Origin of the sequence: Paraburkholderia aspalathi (assembly GCF_900116445.1) — a bacterium.
GTDB classification, from domain to species: domain Bacteria; phylum Pseudomonadota; class Gammaproteobacteria; order Burkholderiales; family Burkholderiaceae; genus Paraburkholderia; species Paraburkholderia aspalathi.
In genome coordinates this window covers 21,086-39,622 of the sequence record NZ_FPBH01000024.1, presented here as the reverse complement: position 1 = coordinate 39,622, position 18,537 = coordinate 21,086, and the positions used below count along the sequence as shown (strand labels likewise).

Annotated in this window: 15 protein-coding genes and 5 pseudogenes; 15 read left to right on the top strand and 5 right to left on the bottom strand. The window is 60.2% G+C overall.

The features are described from left to right. The 4 genes and pseudogenes from BM438_RS30180 (at window position 1) to BM438_RS30165 (ending at window position 5,824) form a co-directional block, all read left to right on the top strand. Window positions 1-1,780 (top strand): annotated as a pseudogene (locus tag BM438_RS30180) (SulP family inorganic anion transporter). A 432-nt stretch (window positions 1,781-2,212) separates the two neighbouring features. Next, window positions 2,213-2,914, top strand: coding sequence for a hypothetical protein (locus tag BM438_RS46865; protein WP_341865790.1), 702 nt, complete (start codon window positions 2,213-2,215; stop codon window positions 2,912-2,914). 355 nt (window positions 2,915-3,269) lie between these two features. Next, window positions 3,270-5,153: an AI-2E family transporter gene (locus BM438_RS30170; protein ID WP_093642213.1), complete on the top strand. Its 1,884-nt coding sequence runs from the start codon at window positions 3,270-3,272 to the stop codon at window positions 5,151-5,153. Between the two features lie 128 nt (window positions 5,154-5,281). Next, window positions 5,282-5,824 (top strand): cupin, encoded by a 543-nt coding sequence (locus BM438_RS30165; RefSeq protein WP_093642209.1) that lies wholly within the window; start codon window positions 5,282-5,284, stop codon window positions 5,822-5,824. A gap of 249 nt (window positions 5,825-6,073) precedes the next feature. On the opposite strand, the pseudogene BM438_RS46370 reads toward BM438_RS30165, so the two are convergent. Next, window positions 6,074-7,045 (bottom strand): annotated as a pseudogene (locus BM438_RS46370) (cation:proton antiporter domain-containing protein); the annotation flags it as partial. 63 nt (window positions 7,046-7,108) lie between these two features. Next, window positions 7,109-7,498, bottom strand: a complete 390-nt coding sequence (locus tag BM438_RS30155) for a DUF3175 domain-containing protein (RefSeq protein WP_093642204.1) — start codon at window positions 7,496-7,498, stop codon at window positions 7,109-7,111. 138 nt (window positions 7,499-7,636) lie between these two features. Between BM438_RS30155 and BM438_RS30150 the strand changes: the two genes are divergently transcribed. The 3 genes and pseudogenes from BM438_RS30150 to BM438_RS30135 all read left to right on the top strand — a co-directional run bounded on the left by BM438_RS30150 (window position 7,637) and on the right by BM438_RS30135 (window position 9,342). Beyond that, window positions 7,637-8,173, top strand: a complete 537-nt coding sequence (locus BM438_RS30150) for a ferritin-like domain-containing protein (protein ID WP_093642542.1) — start codon at window positions 7,637-7,639, stop codon at window positions 8,171-8,173. A 183-nt stretch (window positions 8,174-8,356) separates the two neighbouring features. Next, window positions 8,357-8,918 (top strand): annotated as a pseudogene (ligD, locus tag BM438_RS46365) (non-homologous end-joining DNA ligase LigD); the annotation flags it as partial. Between the two features lie 85 nt (window positions 8,919-9,003). Next, complete coding sequence (locus tag BM438_RS30135) at window positions 9,004-9,342, top strand: BON domain-containing protein (RefSeq protein ID WP_093642195.1); 339 nt, start codon at window positions 9,004-9,006, stop codon at window positions 9,340-9,342. A 441-nt stretch (window positions 9,343-9,783) separates the two neighbouring features. Here BM438_RS30135 and BM438_RS45660 read toward each other — a convergent pair whose 3' ends face one another. Further along, a complete protein-coding gene (locus BM438_RS45660; RefSeq protein WP_167378485.1) occupies window positions 9,784-9,924 on the bottom strand; it encodes a hypothetical protein in 141 nt (46 codons plus the stop codon). Window positions 9,925-9,961: 37 nt separating this feature from the next. On the opposite strand from BM438_RS45660, the gene BM438_RS30130 reads away from it, so the two are divergent. The 7 genes and pseudogenes from BM438_RS30130 (at window position 9,962) to BM438_RS30090 (ending at window position 16,402) form a co-directional block, all read left to right on the top strand. Next, window positions 9,962-10,210: a hypothetical protein gene (locus BM438_RS30130; RefSeq protein WP_093642192.1), complete on the top strand. Its 249-nt coding sequence runs from the start codon at window positions 9,962-9,964 to the stop codon at window positions 10,208-10,210. A gap of 220 nt (window positions 10,211-10,430) precedes the next feature. Next, the gene (locus BM438_RS30125) at window positions 10,431-10,727 is read left to right on the top strand and encodes a hypothetical protein (protein WP_093642539.1); all 297 of its coding nucleotides are present in this window, start codon (window positions 10,431-10,433) and stop codon (window positions 10,725-10,727) included. 149 nt (window positions 10,728-10,876) lie between these two features. Beyond that, complete coding sequence (locus BM438_RS30120) at window positions 10,877-11,419, top strand: DUF4142 domain-containing protein (RefSeq protein WP_093642189.1); 543 nt, start codon at window positions 10,877-10,879, stop codon at window positions 11,417-11,419. 42 nt (window positions 11,420-11,461) lie between these two features. Continuing rightward, complete coding sequence (locus BM438_RS30115) at window positions 11,462-11,764, top strand: DUF1488 family protein (RefSeq protein ID WP_093642186.1); 303 nt, start codon at window positions 11,462-11,464, stop codon at window positions 11,762-11,764. 97 nt (window positions 11,765-11,861) lie between these two features. After that, complete coding sequence (locus tag BM438_RS30110) at window positions 11,862-12,443, top strand: glycine zipper 2TM domain-containing protein (protein WP_093642183.1); 582 nt, start codon at window positions 11,862-11,864, stop codon at window positions 12,441-12,443. A 190-nt stretch (window positions 12,444-12,633) separates the two neighbouring features. After that, entirely contained in the window at window positions 12,634-13,086 is a 453-nt protein-coding gene (locus BM438_RS30105; protein WP_093642180.1) for a PA2169 family four-helix-bundle protein, read from the top strand. A gap of 2,299 nt (window positions 13,087-15,385) precedes the next feature. Then, a pseudogene (locus tag BM438_RS30090) lies at window positions 15,386-16,402 on the top strand (IS110 family RNA-guided transposase). 483 nt (window positions 16,403-16,885) lie between these two features. On the opposite strand, the gene BM438_RS30085 reads toward BM438_RS30090, so the two are convergent. Then, the gene (locus BM438_RS30085; RefSeq protein WP_093642173.1) at window positions 16,886-17,227 is read right to left on the bottom strand and encodes a hypothetical protein; all 342 of its coding nucleotides are present in this window, start codon (window positions 17,225-17,227) and stop codon (window positions 16,886-16,888) included. Window positions 17,228-17,640: 413 nt separating this feature from the next. Between BM438_RS30085 and BM438_RS30080 the strand changes: the two are divergent. Beyond that, window positions 17,641-18,201: pseudogene (locus BM438_RS30080) on the top strand (cupin). On the opposite strand, the gene BM438_RS30075 reads toward BM438_RS30080, so the two are convergent. Continuing rightward, window positions 18,169-18,516 (bottom strand): hypothetical protein, encoded by a 348-nt coding sequence (locus tag BM438_RS30075; RefSeq protein ID WP_341865788.1) that lies wholly within the window; start codon window positions 18,514-18,516, stop codon window positions 18,169-18,171. The pseudogene BM438_RS30080 and the gene BM438_RS30075 overlap by 33 nt on opposite strands. Window positions 18,517-18,537 lie beyond the last annotated feature (21 nt).

Below are 18,537 nucleotides of genomic sequence, written 5' to 3'. Positions count from 1 at the left end.
ATGGCGGCTGACGAAAAATCCGTGACCGGCAGAACGCTGCCGTCGGCGAGGCCGGGCGCTGTTCCCAACAGACTGGCCTGTTGGATCCCGTCCTTGGCGTGGGTGAAGGCGTATCGGCTTGGCTGGCTGCCGCACGATGTAGTCGCTGGCGTGACGCTCAGTGCGGTTCTCGTGCCTGCGGGGATGGCGTATGCGGAAGCGGCGGGCATGCCGGCCGTGTCCGGGTTGTACGCGCCGCTCGCGGCGTTGCTCGCGTACGCGCTGTCCGGTCCGAGCCGCATCCTGGTGCCGGGACAAGATTCGGCCCTGGTCGCGCTGATTGTGGCGACCGTCACGCCGCTGGTACACGACGGCGGAGCACACACCGCCATGCTCGCTGCGGCGCTCGCGCTGCTGCCGAGCGCGATCTGCGCCGGGGTCGGTCTGCTGAAGCTCGGCTTCGTGGCGGATCTGCTCTCGACGGCGATCCGTCATGGCTATCTGAACGGCATCATGCTGACGATCGTGCTCAGCCAGTTGCCGGAACTGCTCGGCTTTTCCGTCCACAGCGAAACGTTCGTGCAGCAGGTGCGCGAACTGGTGGGCGGTGTACTTGCAGGCCGGACCAACGTAGCCGCGATGACGATCGGCGTGCTATCTCTCGCCATGATTCTGGGATGCCGACGCTGGGCGTCGAAGGCACCGGGTGTCCTGATTGCGGTTGCTGCGGCCACCCTCGCGACCGCACTCCTCAATCTCGCCTCGAGCGCGGGTGTGGCCGTGGTCGGCACGTTGCCGCGCGGCCTGTCAACGCCGCAAGTTCCGCTGTCTTCGTTGCACGAGTGGACAGTGCTGAGCGCGACGGCCGCCGCCATCGCGCTCGTCTCGTTCACCGACGTGAGCATGCTGTCGCAGACTTACGGATTGCGCAGCGGCGTGCCCGCTGACCGTAACCAGGAATGCGTCGCGCTGGGCATCGCGAATATCGCTGCCGCGCTGTTTCAGGGGTTTCCGGTCAGCGCCAGCGGCTCGCGCACGGCGGTCGCCGAAGCCGCCGGGGCGAAGACCCAGGGGACCGGTCTTGTCGCCGCGCTGGTGGTGGCGACCTTGCTCCCGTTCCTGCCATAGGCGCTGCACGATACGCCGCAAGCGGCGCTTGCGGCGGTAGTGGTGGCGGCATCGCTGGCGCTGCTCGAAACCCGCGGGATGCTGCGACTTTACCGGCTGCGGCGGGGCGAACTGGCGCAGGCGCTCGTGTGCTTCTCCGGGGTAGTGCTATCGGGCGTGATGACAGGCGTCGGCATTGCGCTTGGGCTTGCGGTACTCATGTTTCTGTGGCGCGCGTGGCGGTCCTATTCAGCGTGCTGGGCCGGGTCGATGGCGTGAAGGGCTACCACGATATCTCGCGACACCAGGACGCGCGCCGCGTCCCAGGCCTCGTGCTGCTGCGCTGGGACGCGCCGCTGTTCTTCGCAAATGCGCAGATCTTTCGCGAGCGCGTGCTGGGGGCGGTGCACTACGCACCACGGCAACGCGCTGGATCGTGATTGCCGCCGAGCCGGTCACCGATATCGACATTACCGCTGCCGACATGCTCACACTGCTCGACGAAGAACTCGACGGGCTGCACGTGCAGCTATGTTTCGCGGAGCTGAAGGGGCCGGTCAAGGACAGCCTGAAACGCTATGGAATCTTCGGGCGGATCGGCGAGCACCATTTCATGCCAACGGTGGGCCACGCGGTCGGCGAGTACCTCGAAACGCACCACGTCGGATGGCACGACTGGGAAGACGACGCGTGACCCCGAGAATCCAAAAGGGGCCGATTGCAGTCTCGCCCGTACTTAGCGTGCACCGCGGGCACGAGCGATGCTGGACATTATTGAAGTAGCGTGAACGGTGTCAGCTGTGGCATGCGCGCCTGCATAAACAGGCGATCGTGAATATTCCCATGGCAGGCGTGACCGCCGGGCGCGCATCGCAAAACGGGTGAAGCTTGTAGAGAGCGCGATGCTAAGCGGATGGGCGAAACTTCTTCTCCTCGCTGCGATTGTTACTTCGTGTGGTGCGTGCTCGCGGAAGGACGATAGCGGAATCGCTGTTCCCGGTCGGCACGACAGCAACGGCAGTGGTGCTTCATCGCCGACGACGGGTACGCGACCATGGGTTCTTGCCCGGCGACCCGGCGCAGATGTAAATACGTGCGCAGCCGCGAAGCGACAGGAGGAACGATCATGAATCCGCTTGACAGGGAGCTGCGGATCGAAGAGATCGAACTGGAGTTGGCAAAATTATTCGCGTCGCCCAAGGCACCTGCCATACGAAGTTACGCGGAAGGATCGAGTCTTTATCTTCATCTTTCGTGGATTGTCGCGTCCACCGGCGACACTCGCTGGATTCACGCTGCGTCGTGGCGCTCAGGTTCTCCGCACAGCAGATCGATCGCTACGGCGCAATGGAAACGGCAAGACGCAACGCGTTTCGGGAACGGCTTGGCTCATTCGTGCGGCGACGCTTTGACGAGCGATACAACCGACCTCCGCGACAAGGCGCCTGCTCGGTCGAACTCGATGTCGATGACGCGCTTTTTGAAGTACAGGAGGGTCCATCCTGAGGGCACCCGCACCTGTCGCCTGCACACCGATGGCGCCGCCGGCGGGCGTGGGACTGTCCGAGCCCACACGCCTGGCAAGCGTGAGCAAACCCTATCGCAACTTACGGAGAGCGAAATGAGGACCTATGCAGGGCAGTCCCAAGACGAACGGATTGCTGCACGGAAGTACAGAAAGCAAAAAGCGCAAGAACAAGCGGGCGGCTCGATGGTCGTTGAAGGGACAGAGTCCGACGCGACGCATAGCAGCGGCCAGCTATCCGAAAAAGGAAAGGAGGTGTGGCGCAGAGGCGCGGGAATAGATGGAGGCGGGAAAAGCACGTGACCCATTCGGGTGTGCGACATGGCATCCTGAACGCCGGCGCTGCCTGTAGGCATCTATCGAGGTGGAGCAGACTGCCACGGATCAGCGCAACTCAAGCTGTATCGGCTGATGATCCGCGGGGCGACTGGTCGGCTCTACGTCGCACACGCGATCCGCGGCGGCGATTGCGAATGCGATTGTCACGCGACCGGAATGCGTATTGGCGATCTGCCGATTACGCTAGACAATGTTTTCCCCTGACTTCGGCGCCGGCTTTCTTCGCGGTATGACAAGGGCCAAGGGGATACTTCCTGAGGGTGCCTGCCGGGAACAGTGTTTGCATCGTGACAGGCATGTGAATTGCGCCGACGCGTTCATGAAACCCCGCTCATCACCCCACCTGTCGCCGAGCCGGCAAGAACTGGCTCCCGCAGCACAAAGCTTGCGCGCGCTGAATTCGCTAGCCAGCGGCGTGGTCGTGATCGCTGCGCTGTACGTTGGACGAGGCGTGCTGATTCCAATAACGCTGGCGGTACTGCTCAGCTTCATCGTTGCGCCGTTCGTCGGACTGCTGAGGCGCTTGTGTTTCGGCAGGTTACCGTCGGTGATCGTCGCGGTGTTATGCGCGCTTTCCGTACTGTCGGCGGTCGGTGTGCTGATCGGCGCGCAGGTGGCGCAACTGGCGGAGGATCTGCCGCAGTATCAGTGGACGGTTGAGCACAAGATCCGTGTCGTGCAGGAAGATACCCTCGGCCGCGCCGATACGGTGCTCGCGAGCATATCGAATGCGCTGAAGCGCTTCACGCCGCCGCCTGGCGACCCGCGCAGGAAGGACAATCCGGTTTCCGCGAGCAGCGGTACGCCGATGCCCGTCGAAGTGCACGAACCTACGCCGTCGCCGATTGAACTTGCGCAGCGCTATCTGTCGCCGGTGGTCGGCCCGCTGGAAACAGCCGGTATTGTGCTGGTGGTCGCGATCTTCATTCTGCTGGAGCGCGAGCTGTTGCGCGACCGGATGATCCGGCTATTCGGTTCGGGCGACCTGCATCGAACGTCGACGGCGATCAGCGAGGCCGCCACCCGCCTGAGCCGCTATTTCCTGATGCAACTGGCAATCAATGCGGGCGTCGGCGTTTTTGTCGCAATAGGCCTTGCGATCATCGGGATGCCTGGCGCGCTGCTGTTCGGCGTCGTGACGGCGCTCCTGCGATTCGTGCCTTACGTCGGTGCGTGGATCGCGGCGCTGATGGCAATGGTCATGGCAGTCGCAGTCAGTCCAGGATGGTGGACGGCGGCCGGCACGGCAGGTCTCTTTGCAGTGACCGAGGGAGCCTCGAGTCAGTTGATCGAGCCGTGGTTATACGGGCGCGGCAACGGACTTTCCCCCCTTGCCGTGGTCGTCGCGGCGATTTTCTGGAGCTGGCTGTGGGGGCCGGTGGGATTGGTGCTATCAACGCCGCTGATGCTGTGCCTGGTGACGCTCGGCCGCCATGTTGAACGGCTCGAATTCCTTGATGTCCTGTTCGGCGATCGCCCTGGCCTGACGCCAGCTGAAAATCTTTATCAGAGACTGCTGGCCAACGATCCGGTAGAGGCATTGCAGCAGGCGGGCGCATTGTTGAAAGCGTGTTCGCTGGCGGCGTACTATGACGACGCGGTGCTGGCCGGTCTGCGGATCGCGCACGCCGACGTCCGGCGTGGCGTAGTGCCGGCGGCCCAGCTCAGACGGGTCCGGTCGGCGGCGCACACGATCATCGCCGGATTGGAGGAGGCCGGCGATGTGAGGATGATCGCGCCGGACGGTGAACGGGTGCAGACGGTACCCGTGTTATGTATTGGCGGTCGCGGCAAGCTGGACGATCTGCTGACCGCAATCGCTGTGCAGCTCCTGAACAAGCACGGTTTCGAGGCTTCGCTGGCAAGCTATGAGCGGTTTGCCGCAGGACGTCTTGATGAAGCGCGGCTTGCGGCGCGTCCAGTCATATCCGTGATTTCATTCGACGCGGGCGAGCCGCCGCCATATCTGCGCAAGCTGGTGTTGCGGCTGACCGAGACGCGGGTCTCCCGCGACGTGATACTGGGCATGACGGCAGACGACGAATCCGCTAGCGAACATTCTTCTGTCGTGGTACCGGGACGCACGATCCCCGTCGTTGCGTCGTTCCAACAGTTGCTGCGGACCTGCGCACAAGCTGCGCAACAGCCACTGGAACACGAGCAGGAGCCGGAACGTGACAATGCCAGCCATGCCATGCACTGAGACTGACGCATGACATCCCTCCTCCAGGAGCGAGATCATGGTCAATCGTCGCTGTACATCGCGGAGCGTGCCTGTTCAGCATGTTCAGCAGATTGTGGAAATTCTTACGCACAGATTCGGGAATCAGGATGGCCAATATGCAATACGAGCGGAAGATGGAACAGGGACGCTACGAAGCATTTACGCTGGCGCCGCGCGGCTGGGTGCCGAACAATCGCAAACTTGCTGTGGCGATCTACCGAGCGGCGATACCTGGCGGGAGCAACGATCTGACCATCGAATTTGAGGCGCTTTTCGAACATAACCAGTGGCCGCCGCAATGGCGCAACAGCATCTTTGACTATCATCATTTTCATTCGACGGCGCATGAGGTGTTAGGCATCGCATCAGGCTCGGCTGAAGTCATCGTTGGCGGCCCCGGTGGACGCGTGCTCACGTTGCGTTCAGGCGACGCGCTGCTGCTGCCTGCCGGCACCGGACATTGCCTGCAATCATTCGCCGGCAATCTGCGCGTGGTGGGTGCCTATCCGCCGGGACAACAGTGGGACATCCGGCGCGGGGCGCTGACCCCGGACGAGCTTGTTGCAATGGAGTCGCTACCGTTTCCCCCGAGCGATCCGGTGCTTGGCGAGCGCGGTCCCGTCATTGAGCAATGGCTTGGTGTGGCGTGAAACCGCAAAACCTCAAAAGAATCGTTCGTTCAATAGAACGTCACGCTCGCTAAGAGCCAGTCACACGGCTGATCGCCCCTCGATGATCGTCGCGCTGAGCAAAGCAAAAAGGATTCAAAATTATTCGGGATAACTTCCCCTCCCGCTTTCGATCGATATGTGTCGGCCTGGCCGTGGACGCATCGATGGTGAGGGACGCCGCGCGGCCGGCTCAACGGGCCGCGCCGCGCAGACGCTGATACCAGTTCACCAGGTGATCAGGAGTACAGCAAGTGTCGAAAGGACGTTGCCGACGATCGTCATGGCGGCCATCTCGGCGATCCGTTTGAGTTCGATCGTGAAGCCCAACACCGATTCGGCCATATATGCGTGAGCTTTCTCCGGATGGGCGGCGGTTGCTTCGAAATCTTTGGGATCGACGGCGCCGATCGCGGCAATCAGCGAACGCTCGCCGCTCGCCCGAAGTTCGGCATAGCGCACCGCGACACCCGCCGCGAACACGGCGAGGAACCTGAACGTATAAAGCAATTGCGCAGCGCCGTACGGGAGTTCGATCAACCCACGCGAGCAGAAACCTTCGAGGCCGAGTGCCTGCGCATGATGAGTACGCAGCCAGGCCACTGCATGCGTCGTCGTCCAGCCCAGCAGCGCGCCCACGGCGACTGAGCCAGCGATGCCCCATGCCGTCATGCCCAGAAAGCCGACCGGGAACACGTGCTGTGTGTCTGCTGGTGCATTTGGACACAGCGCGGGTCTGGCAAGCACGAACGGCAGCGCGACGCCATCGTTCAAGCCGTCTTCGCCCAGAGCGCGAAGCGCACGCGCTCCAGACGGCTGGAGTGACGCTCCTGCACGTCATGCGCGAGCACAAGGTCGGTCGGCGCGAGAATGGCGGCAAGCTGCAGCGATGGTCCCCAGTCAGGATGCAATATGCCGACACCAGGCCAGCGTCAGGAGCGGCACCGTGACGATCATGCCAAGCAATCCGAGCCCGCAGCGGCAAGCCCCATAACGCGTCGAGTACCGGTACCCTCAGCCTTAGGCCGATCGCGAACAGCGACACCAGGAGCTCGCCCTGCGTGAGGATGCGCGGCATGCCGGCATCGTGCGAGAGAGAGCAAGCAGTCCGATACCCGCCGGGCCGAGCGCGAAGCCGGCAGCCAGATAAGGCATCGCGGTGCTGCAAGGCAGGCGCTCGACCATCGAACTCGCAATGCCCATTTCCACGAAGATGCCGCCGACGATGGAACTACGCTGTCTCGCGCATGCTGCGTGCGCCTGCCCTCAGGGCTCGCGGCCGAACGCTTCGCGCAACTTGTGTTTGGCTTTTTCGAGTACGTCGCGGCGCGACCTGGGAAGGTTTCTGCCGGCCCGGTTGATATAGAAGTTCAGCATCGACATGGCCGATTGAAACGGCGTGCCTTTGCGACGGCGACTCTGCGTGGACGAACGTTTCAGCGATTGCGCAATCTCCTCCGCGCTGCCTGTCCTGAAGATGCCGGCGTCGATGTCCATTGCGTCGCTGGTTTCCATCACGTGGTGCGACCAGCGGTTGGGCGACTTGCTCGCGTGGTAGTGGGCTCGATGTGCGGCCCTCGCCTTCGCGTGGCGCTGGCGGGCAGGCCGGCCGGCATGGCGCCGCGTCGAGGGGTGAGGGGATTTCGTACGTGGCATGCGGGCCTTCGAACAGGTGATCGTAGTCGGGAAGTGCGCAATGCCTGTGCCTGGGCTTGTGGATACGGGTACGAAGAATGCTGGGTAGCCCATGAAGGAACTCACCATTTCGGTGGGTTGGAACTCATGGAGAATCTCATGTCACAGAAGCTTTTCGTGAGCGACATTGAAACCATCCGCAAGCGCGCCCGCGACCATATTGCCGAAGGAGCCGTGACCGCGGGCTATCGCGCCGACCGCGAGACCGTCCTGAAGCTGCTCAACGACGCGCTCGCCACGGAGATCGTTTGCACGCTGCGCTATCGCCGCCACCATTTCATGGCGAAGGGCATTCAGTCGAAGAGCATTGCCGACGAGTTCCTGCAGCACTCAAACGAAGAGCAGCAGCACGCGGACCAGATCGCCGGGCGCATCGTGCAGCTCGGCGGCGAACCGAATTTCTCTCCCGACGGACTGCTCGCGCGCAGCCACGCGGAATACGTCGAAGGCCAGACACTGGGCGACATGATTCGCGAGGATCTGGTCGCCGAGCGAATCGCGATCGACAGCTATGGCGAGATCGTGCAGTACCTCGCCGACAAGGACCCGACATCGCGCCGTATGATGGAGAACATTCTGGCTGTCGAAGAGGAACACGCGGATGAGATGGCCGATTTGCTTGAAGGCATGCCGTAAAAGATCGGGAAGTAGATGGCGCGGCACCACGCTTGCACGTACGGATGGAAGGCCGCTGCGACAGATGTCGAGGTATCGTGTTCGAATGCTAACTAGTGAGATGCGCGCGGAACGGGTACTTGTCGATTTGTTGCGCCGGACATCGGATGCGGATCCTTCTACAATTTTGTCAACGAGGGGGCCGCGTCGACCGCGGGAAAGCCTGACCGGATGGTGTTCGATCTTGACCCGGACCTGTCTTTGACTGGAGCGCGATGATTGAAGCGGCGCCGCTCACACGCGAACTGCCTGCCGAGTTCGGCACTCTAATCGTGGTGCAAAACGAGCGGGGGCAACGGGCTGCACGTGGTGGTGCCGCTTGCGAATGCGCTGGGCTGGGAGGAGCTCAAGGTGTTTTCGCAGACGATCGCTCAACATATGGCCGGGACGCTGTCCGAGCGTTTCAGCGCGAAGATGGGCAAGCAAAACCGCAAGAAAAAGATATTCGTCGACTATCTGCGCAACAACCGCGGATCGAGCATAAGCGCGGTATTTTCGGCACGCGCGGGCAGGGGTAGGTGTATCGGTGCCGCTTGCGTGGGATGAAGGCAAACGTACGACGAGCGGTGATCAATGGACCGTCGGCAACCTGCGCGAACGCCGCGACACGCTCAAAGGCCACCCGTGGGCCGGTTACGTGAAGTGCCGGCAGCGCATCGCCGCGGCAACGCGAAAGAGTCTTGGTTGGTCAGGAAAAGGCGATTGAAGGCGTTCGTGCGGAACGTTCCTTGCTCGACCAGATAGTGAAAGCAGGGAATTTCGAAACCCGTAAGCCATGCGAAGGAGAAACCATGAAGACCATCGAGTTCATCCGGGGTGCCTGCAGCATCGCATGCGTAACCTTCGCGCTGAGTGCGACTGCGCAAACCAGCGGCTCGGCCCCGCCGGCAAGTTCCGAAACGATGGGGCAACATCTCGATGACGGCACGATCACCACGAAAGTGAAAGCCGATCTGCTCACCGCGAAAAACGTGAAGTCGGCTCATATCCGTGTGCAGACACGCAAGGGCATCGTCTGGTTAAGCGGCACGGTGCCGACAGTGGACGATAAAGCGGCTGCCGCAGAGGTGGCGCAGAACGTCTCAGGTGTCGCCGGCGTAAAGAACAATCTGAAAGTCGCCGCGCAATGAGCGTCTCGCATTCCCTTGTGCGACGAACGGGCAGCACCAGATCGCACGCCCGGGCGCCAGTCCCGGGCTTCAATCCGTGGTATTCGGCGCTCGACCCCAGACGAAGAGACATCTGCGCAATGAGTGTCAGGCGCTGTCGGCCACCGCATCGATGACCGTGGCGATACGGTTTCGCCGCGCGGAAGTACGCGGAGTGAGACGCGGTACCCAGGTCATCAAACACGATCATCGCGAATTTCGACGCGCCGCGCGTAAAGGATACAGACTGGTTCGCAATTCTTTCGTATGCGTAGACGAGGAGAACGGGTGAACAGTCTTTGCCTGCGTGCCTGCATGCCTGCGAATGCCGAAGGTGCACGTCGTGCGCTGCATCGTTGTCAAATCGTCGATGAGCAGGGCTATGGCCGCGTAGCACACAGTCGCGCCTCGATGCCTCGATGCCTAGCCGTCTTCGCCGACTTCAGCAGGATCCGGTAATTCGGGCAGATTGCCGCTCTCGTCCGGCGGTACCGGTTGTGCCTGGTCGTCTTCCGATGCAGGTATGCCGGCGACGTTGTCAGGAGGTATCTGCGTGGATTGCATCGCTTTCTCCAAAAAACCTTATGGATGAAGACAGCGCATGTTGTGTGCCAATGTTCTACGCGCCCAGTATTACCGCGAGCCGTGCGTCAGGAAGGCACAGACCTTGCGGCATAATCGACGACAGCAGGAAACAGTTGCGCAGCAAGCGGCGAACGCCGCATTCACCGAACCAGACTTCGGCGAACGGGTGATGAAACAGCCAACTAATCAGGGCACGGCCAGGCAACAGCTGATGGCGGCAGCGCTCCTAATTATTGACGGCAGTTGGTGGCTGCAAGCGCGCTAGCGACAGCCGATGATGCCGGTTCGGCGTCGATTCGCAGTCAGAGGATCTGGGTTGAACGCCTCATGACCAGGTAGGCGCCGGAGCAGTAATGCCGGCGGGCTTGCAAGGTGGACAAGCGCGGACTTACTGCTCCGGCAGTATCGATGCAATCGATGCATGCGATCCGGTTCTCGCAAGGGTGGGAATGAACGCATGCGCTTGCATCGCGGAAGATGCAATCATGGACTCGAAAATTCATTGCCAGATGAACATCTGCGGCGGCGATTTCACGCACGTCAGAAAATGCTTCCGTGACTGGAAATCGCAGCCGCTCGTGTATCGCTGGAATCAGCGGATGTTCGAGGGAAAACAGGAAGTGCGTCCTCTACCCGGACGTGTATTCAACAACGGCGAGGTCGCGCATCAGGCGCTCGCACGCGTATGCGGACCGGACGATCCCTATGCACTTGCCGCCGAGATTCGCGATGGCGAGCGCGACCTGTGGCTAGTGATGGCAGCGTTCGAAGAAGAAGGCTGAGGCGCTCCGCGCGCCTTGTCTTCTCTCCCTGCGGCCGGCGATCGGCGCGCTCAACGAGCCTGCCTCGCCGAATGCGATCTGAAACATTGCGCCGCATGTATCCGCGATCCGCGGCGTTTCGGCGAAAACATCGACCAGGGAGAAAAAGCATGAAATGCCGGTGTTTCCTTCAGGTGCTGGCTGCCGCGTTGGGTCTTGGTGTCGCGTCGACCGGCGCAGCGTATGCGCAAACGAGCGATGCAGCGGCGGGCACTGTGAAGCTGTCGGCGGCGGACCAGCAGTTCGTGCAGGATGCTTCGCAGACCAATGCCACCGAAATCGCGGCAAGCAAAATAGCGTTCAGGAATTCGGGCGATCCGCAGGTCAGGACATTCCTCCAGCAAATGATCACCGACCATACGAAGCTTGCGCGCAGCATGGGCGCACTGTTTGCCAGAAAGGGGCTGGACGCCGCACCGGCCGCCGATTCCGCGCTGGTCGGCAAGCTGGAGACGCTTAAGGGCAAGGAGTTCGATCAGGCGTACGTCGAACAAATTGCGCTCGAGGGTCACCGGAAGGCGGTCGATCTGTTCCAGACCGAGAGCGAAAGCGGCAGCGATGCGCAACTGAAGGCCGCGGCCGGGCACGCGCTGCCGACCATCAGGCATCACCTCGCGATGGCGCAGCAACTCGCTGGCGTGATGAAGGGGTAGTCACGACTGCGATTTTGCGCGGCTAGCCTATGAGAATTTCCGATGCACATCACTTTTCCCGACTACCAGCCGGTATTCGACGGTGCGAATCTGACAATGCGTTTTACGACGCGCGTCGACGGCAAGCCGGTTGAATCCACCATTATCGCCGAGGCGCTGGAAGATCATTTTGACGCCGATTCCGCGCTGGAACCCGTCTTGCTGGCTGCTTTCGACACCGGCCGCAATCGCATCCATTCGGTTTGCGCGGAAGCGCTCGATCGGAACGGTGGAAAAGACGTCGTGTCACATAGCGGACTGTTCGGGGTGGACAGCATGGAACCCGATCACGACACCACGGCATAGTCCCCCCTGCGCGTCACCGCGCGCATTTGCGCCTTGGCGTACGCCGGGGTGGAGGGCATAGTCCGCAACCGCCAAGTCAACGATTGAAGGAGGGCACATGTCACTCATCGTCGCAGCACGCTTTACGACATTCCCCGCCGCTGAAGATGCGGCGCAACGGCTCTTCGCTGCGGGTTTCGTCGAGGAGGACGTCGCGCTGTTTTTCGTTAATCCGCGCGGCCAGCACGCGCGGTTTCGACTCGGTGGCGATACCAGCACCGACGCAAACGCGAGGGAAGCGCCGAAGGGCGCCGGCATGGGCGTCACGATTGGTGCGGTGGTGGGTGCGATGGTCGGCGTCGGAATATTTGCAGCATTTTCGGCGCCCCTGGTCGTGTCGCTGATCGCAGCCGGGGTGGGTGCGTATGTCGGTTCACTGGTCGGCGCGATGGCACGTACCATCGAAGCCAATAAGACAGGACACGCGGTGCCGTATTACGAAGAAACCCGGGAATCCGGCGTGCTGATTGCCGTACACGTGTCGCCGGACAACCAGTTGGACGCCGCGCGGGTGTTGCGCGACGCGGGAGGCGCGGAAATCGAACGCGCGAGCGGCCGCTGGCAGCAAGGACGGTGGGCTGACTTCGATCCAACCAGAAAGCCGGAGCCGCTCAACGAAGTCAGCGGGAAGCACGTATGAATCGAGGGAATTTTTCGCCGGGGTTTTCAGCGAACCAGGAGACAGGAACGGCCTGCATACGCCAGCCGATCTGCATACCCGGCGGTACGTTCCAGGCACGCCCTATGCGCATAGATTCGTGGTTCTGGGCTGCTGCATGAGGGTATGCGGCGACAGACTCCATGGTTGACGAAACCCCAGGAGGTATTGAATGGCTACGAATATTGTTTCCCTGCTGAACGATCTGATCGAAACGTCGAAGGATGGCGAGAAGGGCTTTCTGAAGGCGGCGGAAGACGCGCATGACGGGCAACTGAAAACGCTGTTTCTGTCGCGGGCCGAAGACTGCGCGCGTGGCGCACGTGAATTGCAGGATGTGGTTCAAGGCTTGGGCGGCAAGCCGGAAATGCACGGCAGTATGAGCGGTGCCTTGCATCGCGGCTGGCTCGACGTGAAGTCGGCGGTGACGGATCGCAGCGACCACGAAATCCTGGCTGAATGCGAAAAAGGCGAGGATGTAGCGAAGAAGCGCTATCACAACGCGCTTGAAGAGGATTTGCCGTCGGACGTTCGCAGCGTCGTTGAGCGTCAGTATCAGGGCGTGCTGCAAAACCATGATCGCGTGCGTGACCTGCGCAACCAGTACGCGGAGGTCAGGCATTGATCGGTGGTAAGCGCCGGCGCTCCAACGGGCGCCGGTTGTAGAATGCCCCTGACCACGACGATTACTCAGTCGTGGTCATCAGGCGGTGTTCACGCTCGTCGCTCCCTTGATTTTTATGAACTACTTCTTCGGCTGCGGATCTATCGTCTGCCGTCGGCTCCGATCCGGAGAGCCATACAAGGCCCTTGCGGGACGTCACGTGAATATGAGTTGACTTGATGTTTCTGGCGGTCATTCGATCTGCCGATGGTGATGGTGCCGTCCGTATCATGTGCCAGCATAGGAGATACCTCCAGCGACAGCCAGCCGTCAACCCCGCCGGTGCTGTCGTGGACGGGACGGAAGAGGTCGGCGGCCCGGCTCCGATCCTCGATCGCGAGTTCGCAAAAACAGGGCCTCGCCAGATTTCCCTTCAGCCTTCAGTTGCCGGATGGCGGCGTCAAAGGAGTCTGCCTCCATAATGGCTTCAGTATGGAAACAACGTAGCGATAGAATATCCGGATGAGTGGTCCATCAGGTATCACATCATTCATGGCGTAAAGCCACATTATTTAATTAAGGCTGCGTTCAGCGAAAATATTAAGGTTGACCATAAAGACGTCGACGCCGCAGTGGTGCGATTGATTTTATTATTTTTTATAAGTAGATCATTATGTTAGGATAATTAACTTAATTTTTACGCAAAAAATATGCCGCCCGATACTCCATAGCTAAGGGCAACATGACCACCCTATTCACGTTGACGCGCGACCATATATCTACGCCGCAGGGCTATGTTTCGACAGGTTCATACCCAGCGGCATATGGATATACTGGAGGCCTGCTTGACGACGCGAACGTGAACTGGAACGCAGCGGTGACCGACGCATCGAATCGGTTTGGTATTGCCGCACAGCTTGACGGCAATACCGGGTTTTTCGGCTCATTCGTGCGTGGCTAGGCTATACTGAATCGGAGGCGGGCGCCAACGGCATTAGCATTGACGACACACAGTTCGAAGCCGCATCGGACGACCTAGCGAGGAGTTTCCTCGGGGAAATAGTTTCCAAGGTGCAATTCCGGATATGCAGACGATCGGGGCAGAGGACGTGTCCGATATGGAAAGCGACATGGTCCTGCCAGAGGCCGCATGGGCTGGTGCCTTGGCGGATGGCTTCCTCCTAGGCGGAAACTACGCAAGCTTTGTAGATCAAGATGGCAATTCTGTCCAAACCATGGGAAACATCGATAACGCTCTAACCGGGGCTCTGGCAGGCTTGGGGCGAGTAGTTGCTGATGGGTTAGATCTGCCAGCGCCGTTGGAATTGTTCTCGAATCTTTTTGGGCCAAATGGCTCTTCGGGAACTTCGATCCGGGGGGCGAGTTCATATCTCGACAAGATATCCGCTAATCGACGGACCGTACCTCCCGCTCGTCGCTGCTCCATTTAACGATAGCATGGCGGATTCTCTGATCATCGATCTGTCCGGGAACGGCATGCGGCTGATTCCATTAGCGCAGTCAAACGCGTACTATATGACCTCTACGGCACAGGTTACGCCGTGCATACCGGGTGGGCCGGGCCAGAAGCCGGGATTCTGGTCGACGATAATAACGCTAATGGAAGTGTCGATAACATCACCGTACGCGGTTCCCTGTTTGGATGTCCGCATAGCCCACGCAGCAGGCTTTTCAGGTCGATTGGAGAACCCAATCTTAAGGCAAATCCCGACAATTGACGGAGTCAGAGGAAACCATGCCGTGCCATCTCGTCATATCCGATATTTCTCTCTGTCTGTCATGTCGTCGAATGTTGATCAATATAATTAACCTTATTGAGGGATTCGAAGTTTATCGACAGCCGAATTATCAATGCAACTACCCGGTCGGCAGGAGTTCGGCCACAAATGGTAGTCTCCCAAGGCTTGCCGATACGGCGATTACGGGATCGGGGAATGGCCCGTCCCCATCAAAAACCTCTTCAGCTGCCGTTCCGCTTCGAATACTTCGTGAAGAGTACCTCTTGTGAGCTGGGCCTCACACAGCAGGAACTGGTAGGTTGCTAGGGTTGATTTCATGTGATGGCAAAACAGGTCGGACCGCAAGAACGCAAACCTGAACACAGTCTTGTACTCGAAGCACGTGGCCCAGGTGAGGACGTTCCTGGCGAATTCCGTCAGGGCTCGCAGCTTCGGCTTGTGCAAAGCCGGATATAGCGGAATGGCCTCGTCCCACCTTCGGTAGATCAACGCGACCGATCTCCATCCGAAGACATGGCAGTATGAGCATTCACTGATCCACGAATGAGCGGAGGCGTGTCATGGACGTTACCTCGCTGAGCATTGATCTTGCCAAGAACGTCTTCCAATTGTGCGGCGTTGACGAGCGCGGCCACCCGGTATTGAGCCGACGAGTCAGCCGCAACAAGCTCCTGGAAGTGTTCGTTTGCCTGCCATGCTGCCGCATTGTGATGGAAGCCTGTGGTGGAGCGCATTACCGGGCTCGGCGGTTCTCTGCAATGGGGCATCACGTCCAGATCATCGCGCCGCGATTCGTCAAGCCGTTCGTCAAATCGCAGATGAACGATCGAAACGATGCGGAGGCGATTGTTGAAGCGGCATCCCGTCCGACGATGCGCTACGTCGCAGTCAACAGCGTTGAACAGCAAGACATCCAGTCCATGCATCGCATCCGCAGTCTGCTGATGCGGGACCGCATCGCACAGATCAATCAGATTCGAGGCCTGCTGGCTGAATACGGTGTGGTCATTGCCCAAACACCTCTGAACGTAAGGACGCAACTCCCCGCGATTATCGACGACGAGCGCAATGAGCTGACAGGACTGACCCGCGCAATGATGCGCGACATGTACGACCGACTTGCACTGCTCGACAGGCAGATCACACGGTATGATGATCTGATCCAGCAAGTGCACAAGGCATCGCCCACTAGCCAGCGCCTGGAGAAGATCCGTGGGGTCGGACCGATGATCGCAACCGGCGTCATCGCTGCGACCGGAAGCGCCTCTGAGTTCTCAAACGGCCGGTAGTTTGCAGCGTGGCTTGGCTTGACGCCACGTCAGCACTCCTCAGGCGGCAAAGATCGTCTGTTCGGTATTACGAGGCGCCGTAACGGGTATCAGCGAATGCTGCTGGTATACGGTGCCCGATCGGTCGTTCAGCAAGCCGTAAGGCATACGGACAAACTATCCCGATGGATACTCGAGGTTCAGGCGCGACGCGGAACAAACGTGGCCGTCGTAGCACTCGCGAACAAGATTGCCAGAACGATTTGGGAATTGCTCGCACGCGGTCGGGAGTATGCGCCGCCGGTATAAACGGACACCCGATACATCATGTGTCGCAGCTACACCTCTTCTTTGGTTGCACAAGTGATCTGATTCAATGGCAAAATAGGTTGGACCGTCGACGATAGAACCTGCACAGACTTAGGGCTTTCGAAGCCGTGGATATATGAAGGAGTCGTCGGGCGAAATCCATTGGGGCCAGGCACAGCTGTGCCATCAACAGGCCGAATGTATATATGCAATCCAGCACCTGCTTGCTGTAGACCAGATCATTTGGCAAACGGGACGAGGCCGAGTATAAGCGTGCTGCCTTTACCTGCCAGCCAAAATCGCAACATTGTTTGCAATCCGGGAGACGTTCACATAAGTCTTCTCTACTCATCCAGCGGAGCGAGCCGCCTATGGAACAGGCGCCCGGTGATACGCGCGTGCGATGATGACTCGCCAACAGGAATCACCGGGTTCTTCTTCCGTTCTGTCCGACCGCGGCGCTCAGGTGACGCGCGCGGCAATTTATTTCCGCACCGAATCTTGAGGAATCGGATTCTTGTCCTGGGACGATTCAAGCGCGTTCTCGGATGGTGGATGGCGGCGTTTTTCCTGTGAGTCTTGCGCGTTTTGAGCCGTGTCCGCCAATGATCTGGCGCGCAGCCCTGTTTCGCGTGAGACGGGTTGCCCGGGATCTATCCAGGTCGAGCCACCCGTTGACGGCGGATCGCTAGCAGGAAAGGTATTCTCGACGGCCTCGTCGATCTGCTCCTCGGTTTTGTCGGCATGCGGGTGACGCTCGTTCGGGAGCATATTTTTATCGGCATCTTGCCGGGTACCGTGCGGCATATTTCTGCTGCTCGACATGATGAACTCCAGTTGCGTGGCATTCGCATAGTGCCAGCAAGCAGCGTTCCACCGAGGCGCTTTGCGGCGCTGCTGCGCAAGCGCTCATTGATGAGATCAGGCGTCGGACCTTCAGCGCAATTAAGTTCCCGAAGTCGCGGAACACACTGTGCTGCCTATGATCCGTGGCGCGTCGTCGAAAGCCAGATCGCTCTGAAGCATGCGTCCGCGGCCCGAGCTATGCATCTTCCGAGTTATGCATCTTCTCAGCAGAGAAGGGGTGCGACGTGACTGGCCGATGAGCGGGAGGTTGCACCACGCCAGCCTTTGTAAATGCTCCCCGGAGCGATGTAAGGCTTGCCGCTGAAATTCGTCGTGCAACACCGCGGGAGACGATGTTTGCGGGTACACAGATTCGGGAATAAGGGGGCGATATGCAGTACGGCCGGAAGATAGAACGGGGACACTACGAGGCGGTCACGCTGGCGCCGCGCGATTGGGTGTCGAACAACCGCAAGCTTGCCGTGGCGATTTACCGAACCGCGATACCGGACACATGCAACGATCTGCCGACCGAATTCGAGGCGCTTGCATAACCAATGGCCGCCGCAATGGCGCAACGGCATCTTCGACTATCACCATTTTCATTCGTCGGCGCACGAGGTGTTGGGCATCGCATCGGGTTCGGCGGAGGTCATCATTGGCGGTCCCGGTGGACGCGTGGTCGCGTTGCACTCGGGCGACGCACTGCTGCCCGCCGGCACCGGGCACTGCCTGCAAGGATTCGCCGATAATCTGCTCGTGGTGGGCGCCTACCCGGCAGGCAACAATGGGAAATCCGGCGCGGTAAGCTGACCCCGGAAGAATTGATCGCCATGGAGTCGCTGCCGTTTCCCCCGAGCGACCCGGTGCTGGACGAGCGCTGCCCTCCGCAATTGAGCGGGAGTGTACGGCGCTCATCGCTATTGGCCGTTCTGTTGCGTATCCGGCGTTAACCGGTTCATGCCATTCCTGCCGTTCATGCCATTCGCGCCGTTCGGCGTCATCGAGTTAGGTGAGGCACCAGTCCCAGTCCCTTGTCCGCCGCCGGTAGCGGTACCGCCCGGGCTGCCGTAGCCGCCCATGTTTTGTGTCGGGGAGGTGGCCGGCCGAGCTATGGTGCCATTCGTGCCCGTTGCTCCGCCTCCATTGCTGCCACCGTCACCGCCACCTCCTACGCCAGCGCCGCCGCTCCCTCCAGCACCACCTGCCTGCGCATACGCGCCGCCGGTACATGCCATCATCAGCGCCGAAACAAGCAGTTTTTTCATTGAGGTTTTCATCGTCCGATC